Raw genomic sequence first — 13,533 nt, forward strand, 5'->3', positions numbered from 1 at the left:
CAACTTGCGTGAGCAGGTGGCTGCAGTATCGCGAGTTACTTAGGAGTGAAGTAAGGATGCACGAGCGGATATATAAGGATTCAGCGCGGCTTCGCCAGTATTGGCTGAGAGGGACGTTAACCTATGTGTTGGCGCTGATCATTATTGCGTTGTTGGCATTACTATCGCATTACTTGGTGCAAAGCATTGTCGATGAACAAGAAGCCACCGCGCGCGTGGTCAACTTGGCGGGACGGCAGCGCATGTTGTCGCAGCGCATTACCTTGTATGCCGGAGAATTACGTGAAGCCAGCTCCAGTGAGTTAAGAGAGCCGCTCACCGCCGAATATTTTGACGCCATGAGCACCATGAGCACCATGCACTATGCCTTAATGAATGGCTCCAATGTGCTGAACATCCCAATGCCCACCTCAGACAAAATCCAGCAAATATTTAGCCAGCCGCCGGTGGATCTTCATAAAAAAGTGGTGAATTTTCTGTCGCTAGCCGAATCGGTCACCGATGAAACGCTGACCACAGAACTACGCAACGACGCCTATCAACAGCTAAAAGTGGCGGCACATAGTGATATTTTGCAGTCGCTCGACACCTTAGTGTTTCAGTTTCAGGCGGATAGTGAAAGCGCGATTAAGCAACTACAACAATTCAACCGTTTCTCGCTCGGCGGCTTACTGTTGACTTTGTTTTTAGAGGCCTTTTTTATCTTCCGGCCATTGCTATTGTCGCTGCATCGCCGTGAAAAAGAATATCTCACGCTGCTGCAAGATATGGATGATGAAATTGCGGAAAAAATACAGTTTCAAACCTTTAATGATCCGCTGACGGAACTGCCTAATCGCGTGGCGTTATTGGAAAAAATCAAGACCTATATCGACATTGCACAGCAGAATAAAAACCACGTTATCGTGATTTCTATCGGCCTTGACCGCTTTAAAGATGTCAACGATAGCCTCGGCCATGATCTGGGCGATCTGCTGCTGTTAGAACTGGCCGAGCGTTTAAGAGATATCGCCACCAGTCATCGCGGTGTGGTGGCGCGCGTAGCGGGGGATGAATTTGCCATAGTGCTCGAACAAGTGGATGAACAGCTCGAGCTGGTGCAGTTCATGCGGCAGTTATCGCAATCGATCGCTGTGCCATTTGAGCAGGACAATACGACAGTGCAAGTCACTGCTTCGCTGGGGTTAGCTTTTTATGCCGATGATGGCGCCGATGCGCGCTCATTGTTGATGCATGCCAATCAGGCCATGCGTAGCGCTAAAGATGAAGGCGGTAATTGTTTCCGCTTCTTCCAATCGGTGATGACCAGCAAGATGACGCGGCGTATCAAACTGGAGCAAGAGCTGCGGCAGGCGCTCAATAGTAGTGGTCAGTTGATGTTGTTCTTCCAACCCAAAGTGGCCCTTGCCTCGGGCCAAGTTACTGGGGTTGAAGCGCTGCTGCGCTGGCATCACCCGGAAGAAGGCATGTTGTCGCCGGTGGAATTTATTCCGATAGCCGAAGACTCCGGGCTAATCCAAGAGCTGGGCGACTGGGTGATAGTGCAGTCGCTGTGGCAACTGCGTGAATGGCAACGGCAGGACATCTTTGTTGAAATGGCCATCAATGTCTCGGTGAAACAACTGTTGCGTGGCAACTTGAGCGACCGCATCACCAGCCTAGTTGAGCAGATGGAGATTGAACCACGCTATGTGCAGTTAGAGGTCACCGAAAGCCATATTATGGACAATATGAACCGCATCATGCAGCAGCTACAAACCTTAGCCAAAGCTGGGTTCTCGCTGGCGATTGATGACTTTGGTACGGGGCATTCAAGCCTAGCACGGCTGCGCGACTTGCCATTTAAGGTGCTGAAAATCGATCGTTCGTTTGTGTCCAACGCCCTAAAGGAAAGCAAAGATCAGCAACTGGTGGCGGCGATTATCGATATCGGCCATTCAATGAATAAGTCGGTGATTGCCGAAGGCATTGAAACCATCGAGCAGCAATTGCTGTTGCAGTCATTGGGTTGTGATGAAGGCCAAGGCTATTTGTACTCGCGGCCACGTCCCGCCAAGCAGTTGTTGGGGTTATTACAGCAGGGAAAGATTGAACTGAACGTTGATGTGAGTGCTAACGATCGCGGGTAACGTCGGTGTTCATTGTTTTATTCAGGCCATAAAAAACCCCGCGATGCGGGGTTTCTGTTTACTCAGTGCATTACCACACTTTCACACGTTGCTCTGGCGCGAGGTAAAGCTTGTCGCCTGGTTTGACGTCAAACGCTTCATACCACGCATCCAAGTTACGCACAGTTAGTGCACGGTACATGCCCGGTGCGTGACCATCAGTGGCGATGCGTTGACGTAGCGCCGCATCACGCATCTTGGTGGCCCAAGTTTGCGCAAAACCGATGAAGAAACGTTGGTCGCCGGTGTAACCATCAATCACTGGCGCGGGTTGGCCGTTTAGTGACGCATGGTAAGCATCCAGTGCCGCCGCAAGGCCAGCAACGTCAGCAATGTTTTCGCCCAAGGTCAGCTTGCCGTTCACGTGCAGATCATCAAACGGGGCATAGGTATCAAACTGTGCCGCTAATGCTTCGCCTTGCTCGGCAAAACGGGCAAAGTCGGCTTTGGTCCACCAGTTGCGCATTGCGCCAGTGGAGTCAAACGCTGCGCCGTTGTTGTCGAAGCTGTGGCTGATCTCATGCCCAATCACCGCACCGATCGCGCCGTAGTTATAGGCATCATCGGCTTTGGCATCAAAGAATGGCTGTTGCAGAATACCTGCTGGGAAGTTCAGCGCATTTTGTACCGGCAGGTTCACGGCATTAACAATTTGCGGGATCATCCACCATTCGTGTTTATCTTGTGGTTTGCCAATCTTGGCTAGCTGCTGCGCGTAGCGATATTGCTCACCGGCCACTTCGTTAGCGTAGGCGTTAGTGGCACTGACTTGGTAGCTGCTGTAATCCGGCCAAGTGTCTGGATAACCCACACCCACCACCAATGATTTTACTTTGGCTAACGCTTCTTGTTTGGTGCTTGGGGCCATCCAATCCAATGCGGCCACGCGATCGTGGAACGCGTTGATGATGTTAGCCACCATATCGCTCACTTTGGCTTTGGCTGAGGCAGGGAAGTAGCGCTCAACGTAATCTTTACCCACTGCATTGCCTAAGTAGTTATCCAAAGCACTCAGCGCACGTTTATCGCGGCTGCGTTGTTCTGGCGTGCCAGACAAAGTGGTGCCGTAGAACGCAAAATGGGCATCGTCCAACTTGGTTGGCAATACGTCGGTGTGGCTGTTGATCTGGTGGAACACCAACCAATCTTGCCAGTTTTGCAGTGGCTCGTTTGCCACTAACTCCGACAATGCTGGAATGGCACCAGCGTGGTAAGCGTCAAAGCGGTTAAAGCTGTCGAGGTGGGCGGCGCTAAAAAATGCATCCCAATCAATTCCCGGCGCTTTGCTGCTAAAGTCTGCGCGGCTCCACACCACCGAGGCTTTGGTAAAGTCTTCGCTCTCGGCGCGTGTTACGTGTGCTTGGGCGATTTTGGTTTCCAGCGAGAAAATGCGTGCGGCTTTTTCAGCGGCTTGCTCAACACCCGCAAGCGTCAGTAACTGTTGAATATACTGCTGATATTGCTGGCGAATTTGCACCATTTTTGGGTCATTCGACAGGTAATATTCGCGCTCTGGCAGGCCAAGGCCACCTTGCAGCAGATACGGCAGTACTTCACCCGGAGTGGCTAAGCCTTGGGTGACAAACAGACCGAACAGGTTTTCGGTGGCGTAGTGGGTGGCATTTAACGGGTCAACATCGGCGCGCAGATTGCTGCCCAGCACTTGTGACAGTTCAGACACATTGCTGATAGCCGCGTAGCGGGCAAAATCGACCGCTAGCGGTTGCATGCCCACGGCATCAATGGTGGTGGTATCGGTGTAGGCTTTGTAGAAATCGGCAATGCGCGCTTCGTCGCTGCCAGCGGGATGTTGAGTGTTGACCAACTCGTTAATCAAGGCGGCTTTGTGTTTTTCAGTGGCATCAAATGCGACTAAAAATGCACCGGTGCTAGCACGGTCGGCCGGGATGGTTGTCTCGCGCTGCCAGTTGCCGTTAGCGTAGTTGTAAAAATCATCGCCCGGTTTGATGCTGCTATCCATGGCGTTGAGATTAATACCGATGTTTGCTTGCGCTGCCGCAGGTTTGGTTACCGGAACTGGGTCGCTGTTTGTTGGCGCTTCGCTACATGCGGTTACTGCGCCTAATAAAGTTGTGCTGACCGCAACGGCAGTCATCAATCGCTTAAACATAGGATCTCTTATTGTTTGTCTTTGGTTGAGGTGGACATTTTACTCAATGCAGCGTGAAGCATGAGTGGCTTTACATGGTGAATTGTGTGAGCCAATGTTTCAATGTGCTGCTGGGCTAATTGGGTGATATTGGCGCAATTGTTTCTACCGACTCAGCGGTCACAGGCTGCTCGAGCAAGCGAAACTTAATCACAAACAACTGATGCTGATCGGGGTAGATACGCCGTATTAAGCCTTGTAATTGTTCCAACGCCAAACCTTCCTGTTGCGCGTGTTCTTCGTTGAGATCTTCTACAAACAGTGGCTCCACTGCCAGAATTTCTATTTCGGCAAAGGCTTGGTGCGTCTCTAAGGTATAGGCCATTACCCGTGTGCCGGGACGGTAGTGACTTTCGGCGTAATCACGGATGGTAATGTGCTTGTCGCCAGCGAGGATCAACGGCACGAGCCATTCAAAGAAAGTAATGCTGTCTGGATAATCTGCCATAACGGGTATCAAAAAATGTGCTTGATGGGCTGTTATATAACAACTGATGACGAATGATGTCATTAAATTTTATCAATGGCGCGATATTCGGCGCGGTTGAGCTTTGTTACGTCCAGCGTGCTTAGTTGGCTAAGTGTCATTGGCGGCTTTGTTTAATGTGGTTAATTTCAATAAAGGTCAACCGCTGTAACGATTAGCGGCGGTTGGGATAAGGCAAATTGGAGTGCCGATAACAATGACGCCACGTTGTTGCATCGTGGCGTTGCGCGGTAAACATGAGGAGCGGCTGCGGTTCAGCTTAACGGCGCCATACTCAGCAGGGTGAGTGTGGGAACTTTTAAATGGTGAATATATTCGCGGATGATCAGCAGTTTGGCGTAAAACTCTCGGCTGACATCTGGCTCTGATGGCAACGGTGGCCGCCCTTGAGAGATCTCGGCGTAGTAGCCAAAAATACGTTCTAGCTGTTCACGCGGTAACTGCATAGTCGCGCTAGGCTGAACGCCCGCGAGGTGCGCCAACTGGATTAAGAAATCTTGCTGAGTGACTAACTGAGAAATGGGGCCGAGGGTAGGAATCGCGCGTTCTATTTGGTCTTCAATGTAGTTGATGCCGTACTCTAAATCGTCAGGATTAGGCGGCGTGTGCTGGAAAAAGCGACTGGCAACTCGTTGATAGCCGACGGTTACGGTCACCAGTTGTTGCGTGGCCGTTTGGTAAAAATAGCTATGCTCCGTGTCGATGTGTAGCACGGTGGCATGGTCGAGTGAGCACTGTTGCGCGAGCTGCGTAAACTGCGTCACTAAAGCGTTAACGTGTGGTTCCATGATGATCTTCGCATAAGCACTGAGCCGCCGATGATAGCCGCTATCCGCCCAGTGAAACGTGGGGTAAATCGCAGCATGCTGGCGGCAGGTTCGTAATCGCAGGAGTTACTCTTCGCTACACCAATTATCCCAATGTGCCGCTGCTGTTGGATGAATATCAACGCCTTGATTAATGCCCGCCACAAAAACATCGGTTGCCGATTGCTGCATGCCGGTTTCATTGAAGTTTTGCACTTGAACGTTTCCCAGCAGTTTAAACGGCGCTTTGCTATAGGCTTGGTAGGCTTCTAAGGCGACGTGCATCCCCTTGAGCCAGACTTTGAAATACAGCACGCTCACTTGCTGTTGCTCATTGTTGATCACGCCTTCTTGGCTGTAAGTCCATGCATCGGCTGTTTGGTTGAACTGTGCTAGTTGCTCTTGCGCTTGAGCTACTGCTTGCTGCTGGGTATCGGCTTCAAAGTTGACGAGTGATTGCTCTTCGCCTTGAAAGGTAATGGCGTATGGCACCATGGCTTGATCTGCGGCTAGCGTATCTACCACCGACGCACTGTGTGCTAACGTGAAACCTAATAGCTGACCAATATATTCGTGGTCCATACCTTTCTCCTTTATCCACGGTGTCAAACACCAACAAATGCATTTAGCCGCTGGTTATTTGGGCAGTTAAAGTTCAGTGTGAACGTAATTGGTCGCAGATGCCAGCCGAAATTGGCGTAATTTGCTATTAAACAAGCAATTAAGGGTAAGCAACACAGTTAAGTTGTTGCTCGGGCGCAAATGAAGCGGTTAACTGATTACCTTTACCACGGATCTCTTGGGTGTCATTGGCATAACGAAATCCTGAACCTGTTGGCTGTTGTGGCAGCGTAATTGTTTGGTCGCGGTAATGAATAATCGCTTGTTGCTGCTGATTATCAAATTTGACTAAAAAGCTTTCACCGTTACGACAGACAAACTGCGTTGCTGGGGCCGATGATGAAGATTGCGGCGCCAATTGTTGGCAACCGGTAAGTAATAAGAATGGTGTGGCGGATAGCACAAGAGAAGTCAGATTACGCATCATTAAACCCTCCATTGTTCTAGGGGCTGTTGATTTTTAGTATTTAATTTTTGTTCAAATTAAGCGCGTTATGGACGAGGCGCGGCCTGCGACGCTTAGTCAATTAAGCAAGCTGGGCGCAACAAAGATAAACAGCGCCTAGATATCTTCTCACTTTTCATAAGCTAACCTAATTTGGCTGTACCGCGACTGCATCGACAAACCATTGGGGAAGTGGGCGTTTGGTCCATTTAGCAAAGCGCAACTTGTCGCCGATATAGAAGTTGCGATACGCCTGTACGGCATCGCCTGCCACTTTGAACGGCTCTGGCATCGCTTGTGGAAACGGCGTTAAACCGCATCGAGCATATTGCAGCGTTTCAATTTGCCGCAGCACCGCTATCGACTTGTGGTCTACCGCTTTATCAAAACGGTAGCGGTATTCGTCATTGAGGGCATAAGTCAGTTGCACTAGCCATTCAAAGTTGTCGTATGACTGCTCGACCCACAACACACACGGGTGCTTGATGTGGGTCGATTTGTAAGGCGTGTCAAAGCCTTGTTTATTCAGCGCGGTGCAAAGCAGTTGCACTGACTCCAGAATCATTTTTATCACATGCTGATCGCAGTGATACTGCGCGCACAGGGTAATATTTTCATCGAGGACCAAGATGTTCATCAGTCATTATGGTTGTTGCAAACTTTTGTTTGATACGTCGTTTGGGACAATGTCGATCATTTAGGTGGCATTAAAGTGCAAAATGAGCACTGGGAGCAGCATTGCGACGATTTTCGTTAAGCAATTGGCTGAGGGTGCGGTAATATTGGCGCTAAATATATAAGACACTCTGAATTTCATTGGCCTAGCAGGTAAATATCCTGAACACATTGGCTGCTGGTTGGCGAGTGTTACGTCCGATTTAACAAGAGTTTACTGGAATGCGCTACTTACTTTATGCAGAGCAAAACTATTCCTATGCCATTTTGCGGCCATTGCAAGAGGCTATTCGTCGCCGTGGCGATGAAGCGGCATGGTTTTTAGCTGGAAGTGAAATCAATCATTCTTATATTCATGAGGATGAAACCAAACTGGAAAATGTTCGAGATGTTATTGCGTGGCGTCCAGATGCTGTTTTAGTGCCAGGTGACCATGTACCTAGTTTCATTCCAGGAATTAAGGTAGCAATTTTTCATGGTTTTAATGTTGCTAAAGCGTCCCGTAAAGAAAGTCGAGAGCATTTCAATATTCGTGGATACTTTGACCTATATTGCACCCAAGGGCCAAATACTACGAAGGGATTCGAACAACTTGCGAAGAAATATGAGTTTTTTAGTGTGCGCCAAACTGGTTGGTCAGCACTTGATCCATTATTTACAAACGTCGCTTCAAGCACCGCCAAAGATAATGGTAAACCTACAGTGTTGCTTTGCTCAACATTTACCAAAAAGCTATCTTGTGCTCCATTGCTTGTTGATGCCGTAAGGAAAATGCGTGACCTTGATGAATGGAATTGGTTGGTTCAATTTCATCCTAAAATGTCTCCAGAAATTGTTGCGGAATATAAGGCTCTGCAAAATAAAAATTTAACATTTGTTGAAACTGATAATGTTATTCCATTGCTTCAACAAGCTGACTTGATGATATGTGATACCTCATCGGTCATGTTAATGTTTCTAATGCAACGAAAACCAGTAGTAACATTCCGTAATCAAACTAGAGAAGGCAATCGTAAAGAGCATCTCATCAATGTTACAGAAGCAGAGAAATTACATGATACGGTAACTTATGCTTTAGGCTACCCAGCAGAACAAATGAGTAAAATTGATGAGTATATCGCTGACACTCATCCCTATACCGATGGAAAATCAAGCGAAAGAGTACTCGATGGCATTGATGATTTTTTAGAAAAAGACTTTGGAAAATTAAAGCGCAAGCCACTAAACCTAATCAGGAATTTTAAACAACGTAAAAAATTAGGATATTGGGGGTTATGATTAAAGCTTAAAGTAATTCTAGACTGTTTACTTTTAAAGCAACCCCAATTATAAAAGTTGCTTAATGTTGACAATTAATGCTCAAAAAATAAGAATCCGCGCGCAGTTATAGCGTGGATTCTTCCACGCGTAGTTATAGCGTGGAATTAAAAAATGCCTTTATCTGTTTCTCTTCTAGTAACAACTTACAATTGGCCTCTTGCATTAGCGGCATGTCTTAAAAGTATCAAAATTCAAACTCGTTTACCGGATGAAATCATTATTTGTGATGATGGTTCGACATCAGAGACTGCTCTTTTAATTAAGAAAATGCAGCCTGAGTTTGAGCAAATCGGTGTTCCTCTTATACACAAGTGGCAAGAAGATCTCGGCTTTAGACTTGCTAGAAGCCGGAATATGGGGATCGCAATCGCCTCCGGTGATTACATTGTTACCATTGATCAGGATGTCGTTATGGATAAGCATTTCATTGCTGACCATATAAAGGCTGCATCACCTGGTCGTATGGTTGCAGGCCGTCGTATCAAATTGAATAACGCACAAAGTCAAATGGTTATAAATGACCAATGGATGCCGAGTCCATTCCGTGGTGGTCTGAGTTTAGAACTTTCTTTTAAAGCTATGAGAAACTCAATTCTGAGTTCAATCATCTCAAAAAGTACCTATACCGCTCTCGGCACTTTGGGGTGCAATATGGCGTTTTGGCGTGCAGATGCATTGGCCATTAATGGTTTTAACGCTGAGTTCGTGGGGTGGGGTACTGAAGACTATGAGTTTTATCAGCGATTAGTTCACTTTAATGGTACTAAGCGTTACGTTTTACGTCATGCAGCAACTGCATACCATCTGTACCATAAAGAGGCTGTTCGTGATGCCATACCTGCCAATATCCGCATTGTAGATGAAATTGTGAAGGACAAAATTGTTTACTGTCGTTTGGGGGTCAACGAATTCACGGATAATGACCATCATATACCCAATAATAGTAGTAATTTACTGTACCTCAAACGTAGAAATGCTGAAGCAACCTGTTCTACGTCTGTTCTGTAGATAGGCTACACTCGGTGTTTAAACGCAGGTGGGCATAATTTCCTCTAGTTCTCTGATGATACTTTCCAAGCCGTTTGGAACGTCGAGGTTAGCGAGCAATGCTCTTTGCTTTGGGTTGTGGGCATCGGAACATATTTTTAGCAGCGCCGGCGCGATGGTATCAATAGACGTTACAGCTTCAATCACCCCCGCGTTTGCGCACGCTGCCACTCTTTCATGTTGATCTTTAGCAACTGCAACAGCCACTGTCGGAATATGTAAGGCAATGGCCTGTAGCATGGTCCCACCGCCGCTGAGTAATGCGGCTCTAGCATTCGCCAGTAGCGCTATAAACTCGTCGTTATTCAAGCTAGGGATTGTCACCATGTTGGGGTGAACTGTTGCCTCTGCGGGATAATTTCTCCCCACCACCAATACTATTTTTACGCCCTGTTGTGCCAACATCACCGCTTGTTCGGCAAACACATCGGTTGCTAATCTGTCACCGATAAAGTGGGCACCGGAGCCAGCGTTGACCAGTACATAGTTATCTTTTGCTAGCTGAAATTTTTCTAACAGCAGCGCTGTTGTGGCGGGCTCTGGTGGTGTAAATACCATCCCTACATGCCGCGGGCGGGAGATATTAAAACAATGGCATTTTAATCGCTCTAACCAAGACAGTGGTTCTATGGCGAATTCAGGTTGTACCACCAAATGTAGGTCCGTGAGTTTGGCTCTCCCTATTTTCATGCCACGCGCACGCTTTTTTCTATGTTGACTAATAAACACGACCTTGGCGCCACCAGCTCGCGCACAGGCCAGTTGTGACCTTCGGCCTGATGCATCAAAAATCACCACGCTAGGATTAAGCGCTTGGATGATTTGGTTAACTTTTGCTGTTTCTTTGGTCGGGGAGGAATCCACTAGATGGCTGTTGAATGGGCAATCATGCGCGTATGGCGCTTTACGGCTCAAAATAAAATGAATATCCAACTCAGGCCAGCGTTGTTTAGCGGCGTGAGCGATAATTAGTGAGCGCATATACTCACCAATACCTTCTGCGGATGACACGGGGATAAACAAGATACGTTGGTTGGAGATCATTCGAGCCTCTGAAATGCAGCTGTTAGTAATGGTCGTTAACGATAATTTGCATTTGTGAACTTTAGTCGCTCAGACCTGAATCGCCGCTGAGTTACTCAGGAACACCCGCGTAGTGATGATGCAGCGGATTGACACGCCACTGCGGTTCTTCATATACAAAGCTGCCTGAGATGGATTGCATGTAGTGCATGGGGCGCATGGCTTGCATCAGCTCGGGGAGTAGATCTTCAACGTAGCGGCTGTGTGCCTGCTCTGACTCCCAGTAGGTTTGTAAGATGAAGTCGGCGGTTTGCTGGCTGTTGCGCCAGATATAACCGCCCTGCATGCCATGTTGCTTAGCCAAGGCGGGATTCCACATCGCCATTTGATCGCGAATAAACTGTCGCTCGTCTTTGACGCCGTTGCAGTAAACCGTGCGGATAATGCGCGATTGGTCGCTACTTGGGGACATGGTGGGCACCGCCAGTATCTGTTCGTACAACGCCGTTTTTAATTCGCTAACAGATTGAATATCAGTGTTTTTAGCGAGAAATTGTGGGTGTTGGTTGTCCATAAACTGCTGTAACACGTCTACACTTTGCCAGTAGCCGAAGATGACCGCATGATTGCTCACTGCTTCCCATCCGCCTGCTTGTCCACCAAAACCATCAATGGCGGCCAGCCCCTGCCAGATATGTTGCGCATTCGAAAATGCTTGGCGTTGTTCACGGGGAATAATGCAGCGGATCAGTTTGAGCACTGTCATTGTGGCTCCTCTAAATATGCGTGGTGCAGCGGCGCAATAAGGGTTTGTGAAAGAGGCGAATCAGCCTTGAGCAGACCGGTTCGCACCTTCTTTTAAAGTCTAGTCGGCTACGTCAATTTTGGTGGGTATTTACATCCAAGAGATGGGAAAATTTGTTTGTTATTGGTGTGTTAACTCGCTGAAGCTAACTGCTGTTGCTGCATCAATTCTGATAACAGTTGTTGCTGTGCCGCGGTATTCGGCACATGCAGCACCTGCTGCTGGACGAAGTTTTCCGCGTCAGGATAGTCCGATTGGCGAATGCGTTGCGCCGCTGCGTGGATGTCATAGGCGGTTTGTTTGAAAGTGATCTGACCATCAAGCAATACCCAACTGGCAAGGTTGCTGCCAACTGGCATGCCGACGCTGCCTGCATTGACGATGCGGCATTGCGGTAGACGCCGCTCAAACGGAATGTGGCTATGACCACAGACAATCACATCGGCGCGACTGCGCCCCAGCATCGGTAATAGCTGTTCTGTTGGCGTTTGTTCGGTGAAGATTTCATGGCTATCGCGCGGCGTGGCATGGCAAAACAGCATGCGCCCTAGCTCTGGTGAGTGGATCTCACTACTAAACTGCCAGTTAACAATCTTCTGGATAAACTCCTGTTTGAGCGTGTTAGCTAACCAATGGATCTCATGGGCGGCACGTGGACTGAGCGGATGCATGGGCTCATGGTTGAGACAATGCAATAAGTCGATCTCGGCATTGCCTTTTAGCAACACCTTATTGCCTTGATACTGGGCCAGCAGCGCGAGGGTTTCATTGGGCATCGGTCCGGCAATCACATCGCCGCCCACCACCAACATATCCACTCGCAGTGAGGCGACCTCTTGCAGCACCGCTTCCAGTGCGGGCAGGTTGGCATGAATATCAAAAATGGCAGCAATTCTCATCAGCACACCTTGCGAAGTTGATACAACAAGCTGGCAAGGTTGCCATATTTTGTGTGTTCACCTTGCGATCAACTGACCATTTTTTGTGTTGCTTGCAGTAAAAAATCGACTAACACTTTGACTCGCGGGACGAGATCTTGATTGCGCAGGTAAACCAAATTGATCGGTGCATTAGCACAGGCGATATCTGGCAGTAATTGCACCAAGCGGCCTTGTTGAATATCGCTGGCAACATCAAGGTACGACTTCATCACAATACCGACGCCGCGCAATGCCAGTTGGTGACCTGCTTCACCATCGTTACACAGAAAATGGCCGTTGATATGCACTTGCGTCTGATTAAAGCGCCATTCGATCTCGGCGTGCGGCCCAATTACGATACAGCGGTGATTAGCGAGATCGGCCAAGGAATCGGGCTGACCATATTGCTGCAGATATTGCGGTGCGGCGCAGATGATGCGGTTATTCGGCAGTAAGTGCCGCGCAATCAGGCTGGAGTCGGGCAGTTCCCCGTAGCGAATAGCCACATCAATGTTGTCACTGATCAGATCACATACTTGGTCGTTCAACAGTAACTGCAACTTAATCTGCGGATATTGCCGCGTAAACTCGCTGATCAGCGGTAACAGTACCCGCTGGCCGAAGCTGTTGGGCGAGGTGATCCGCAAGCTGCCTGACAACTGTTGTTGTTGGTTGAGTAGCGCTTCTTCTGCTTGCGACACTTGCTGCAAAATACGCTGCGCATGTTGGTACAGCGTGGCGCCCTCGCTAGTTACCGACAGGCTTCGCGTGCTGCGGTGTATCAGCTGCAAGCCGGTGCGTTTTTCCAAATTTGCCAGCCGTTTCGAGGTGGCGGCCAGCGAAATCCCTAACTCATGTGCCGCCGCAGTGAGGCTGCCTAAGCTGACTACCCGCTCAAATACCCGCAATCCGCTCAGATCATTTAATCCATTCATTGTTAACCAAAGAGAAAGAGTGTCTTTAGATTGTGTCCATTTAATCAAGGCTGAGCTGTACATACAATGAGGCTTTCGCTTTACGGAATGAGGCGGAGCCACTTTTGGCGT

Annotated in this window: 13 protein-coding genes; 3 read left to right on the plus strand and 10 right to left on the minus strand. The window is 48.5% G+C overall.

Going from position 1 to position 13,533, the window contains the following annotated elements:
• The first annotated feature begins 56 nt into the window (after window positions 1-56).
• Complete coding sequence (locus tag L9G74_RS12795; RefSeq protein WP_238896802.1) at window positions 57-2,129, plus strand: EAL domain-containing protein; 2,073 nt, start codon at window positions 57-59, stop codon at window positions 2,127-2,129.
• Between the two features lie 70 nt (window positions 2,130-2,199).
• On the opposite strand, the gene L9G74_RS12800 is transcribed toward L9G74_RS12795, so the two are convergent.
• The 6 genes from L9G74_RS12800 to L9G74_RS12825 form a co-directional block, all read right to left on the minus strand.
• Window positions 2,200-4,299 (minus strand): M13 family metallopeptidase, encoded by a 2,100-nt coding sequence (locus L9G74_RS12800; RefSeq protein ID WP_238896803.1) that lies wholly within the window; start codon window positions 4,297-4,299, stop codon window positions 2,200-2,202.
• A gap of 115 nt (window positions 4,300-4,414) precedes the next feature.
• A complete protein-coding gene (yqfB, locus tag L9G74_RS12805; RefSeq protein WP_238896804.1) occupies window positions 4,415-4,786 on the minus strand; it encodes a N(4)-acetylcytidine aminohydrolase in 372 nt (123 codons plus the stop codon).
• A 293-nt stretch (window positions 4,787-5,079) separates the two neighbouring features.
• Window positions 5,080-5,613: a hypothetical protein gene (locus L9G74_RS12810; RefSeq protein WP_238896805.1), complete on the minus strand. Its 534-nt coding sequence runs from the start codon at window positions 5,611-5,613 to the stop codon at window positions 5,080-5,082.
• Between the two features lie 105 nt (window positions 5,614-5,718).
• The gene (locus tag L9G74_RS12815) at window positions 5,719-6,213 is read right to left on the minus strand and encodes a hypothetical protein (RefSeq protein ID WP_238896806.1); all 495 of its coding nucleotides are present in this window, start codon (window positions 6,211-6,213) and stop codon (window positions 5,719-5,721) included.
• A gap of 139 nt (window positions 6,214-6,352) precedes the next feature.
• Window positions 6,353-6,679 carry an MliC family protein gene (locus L9G74_RS12820; RefSeq protein WP_238896807.1) on the minus strand — a complete coding sequence of 109 codons (327 nt, stop codon included), beginning with the start codon at window positions 6,677-6,679 and terminating at the stop codon, window positions 6,353-6,355.
• Window positions 6,680-6,845: 166 nt separating this feature from the next.
• On the minus strand, window positions 6,846-7,334 hold the full coding sequence (locus L9G74_RS12825; RefSeq protein WP_238896808.1) for a pyrimidine dimer DNA glycosylase/endonuclease V: 489 nt from the start codon (window positions 7,332-7,334) through the stop codon (window positions 6,846-6,848).
• Window positions 7,335-7,594: 260 nt separating this feature from the next.
• Here L9G74_RS12825 and L9G74_RS12830 point away from each other — a divergent pair, with 260 nt between their 5' ends.
• Together L9G74_RS12830 and L9G74_RS12835 are read left to right on the plus strand one after the other, a co-directional pair.
• Window positions 7,595-8,650, plus strand: a complete 1,056-nt coding sequence (locus L9G74_RS12830) for a CDP-glycerol glycerophosphotransferase family protein (RefSeq protein WP_238896809.1) — start codon at window positions 7,595-7,597, stop codon at window positions 8,648-8,650.
• A gap of 153 nt (window positions 8,651-8,803) precedes the next feature.
• Window positions 8,804-9,700 carry a glycosyltransferase family 2 protein gene (locus L9G74_RS12835; RefSeq protein ID WP_238896810.1) on the plus strand — a complete coding sequence of 299 codons (897 nt, stop codon included), beginning with the start codon at window positions 8,804-8,806 and terminating at the stop codon, window positions 9,698-9,700.
• 18 nt (window positions 9,701-9,718) lie between these two features.
• Here the strand turns inward: L9G74_RS12835 and L9G74_RS12840 are convergent, their stop codons facing one another.
• The 4 genes from L9G74_RS12840 to L9G74_RS12855 form a co-directional block, all read right to left on the minus strand.
• Complete coding sequence (locus tag L9G74_RS12840) at window positions 9,719-10,783, minus strand: hypothetical protein (protein ID WP_238896811.1); 1,065 nt, start codon at window positions 10,781-10,783, stop codon at window positions 9,719-9,721.
• Window positions 10,784-10,874: 91 nt separating this feature from the next.
• Window positions 10,875-11,528, minus strand: a complete 654-nt coding sequence (locus L9G74_RS12845) for a DUF4937 domain-containing protein (protein ID WP_238896812.1) — start codon at window positions 11,526-11,528, stop codon at window positions 10,875-10,877.
• Window positions 11,529-11,698: 170 nt separating this feature from the next.
• Window positions 11,699-12,466 carry a metallophosphoesterase family protein gene (locus L9G74_RS12850; RefSeq protein WP_238896813.1) on the minus strand — a complete coding sequence of 256 codons (768 nt, stop codon included), beginning with the start codon at window positions 12,464-12,466 and terminating at the stop codon, window positions 11,699-11,701.
• Between the two features lie 68 nt (window positions 12,467-12,534).
• On the minus strand, window positions 12,535-13,422 hold the full coding sequence (locus tag L9G74_RS12855; protein ID WP_238896814.1) for a LysR family transcriptional regulator: 888 nt from the start codon (window positions 13,420-13,422) through the stop codon (window positions 12,535-12,537).
• Between the last annotated feature and the right edge of the window lie 111 nt (window positions 13,423-13,533).

The sequence above is a fragment of the Shewanella electrica genome, from assembly GCF_022321485.1.
In the GTDB taxonomy this organism is placed as follows: Bacteria; Pseudomonadota; Gammaproteobacteria; order Enterobacterales; family Shewanellaceae; genus Shewanella; species Shewanella electrica.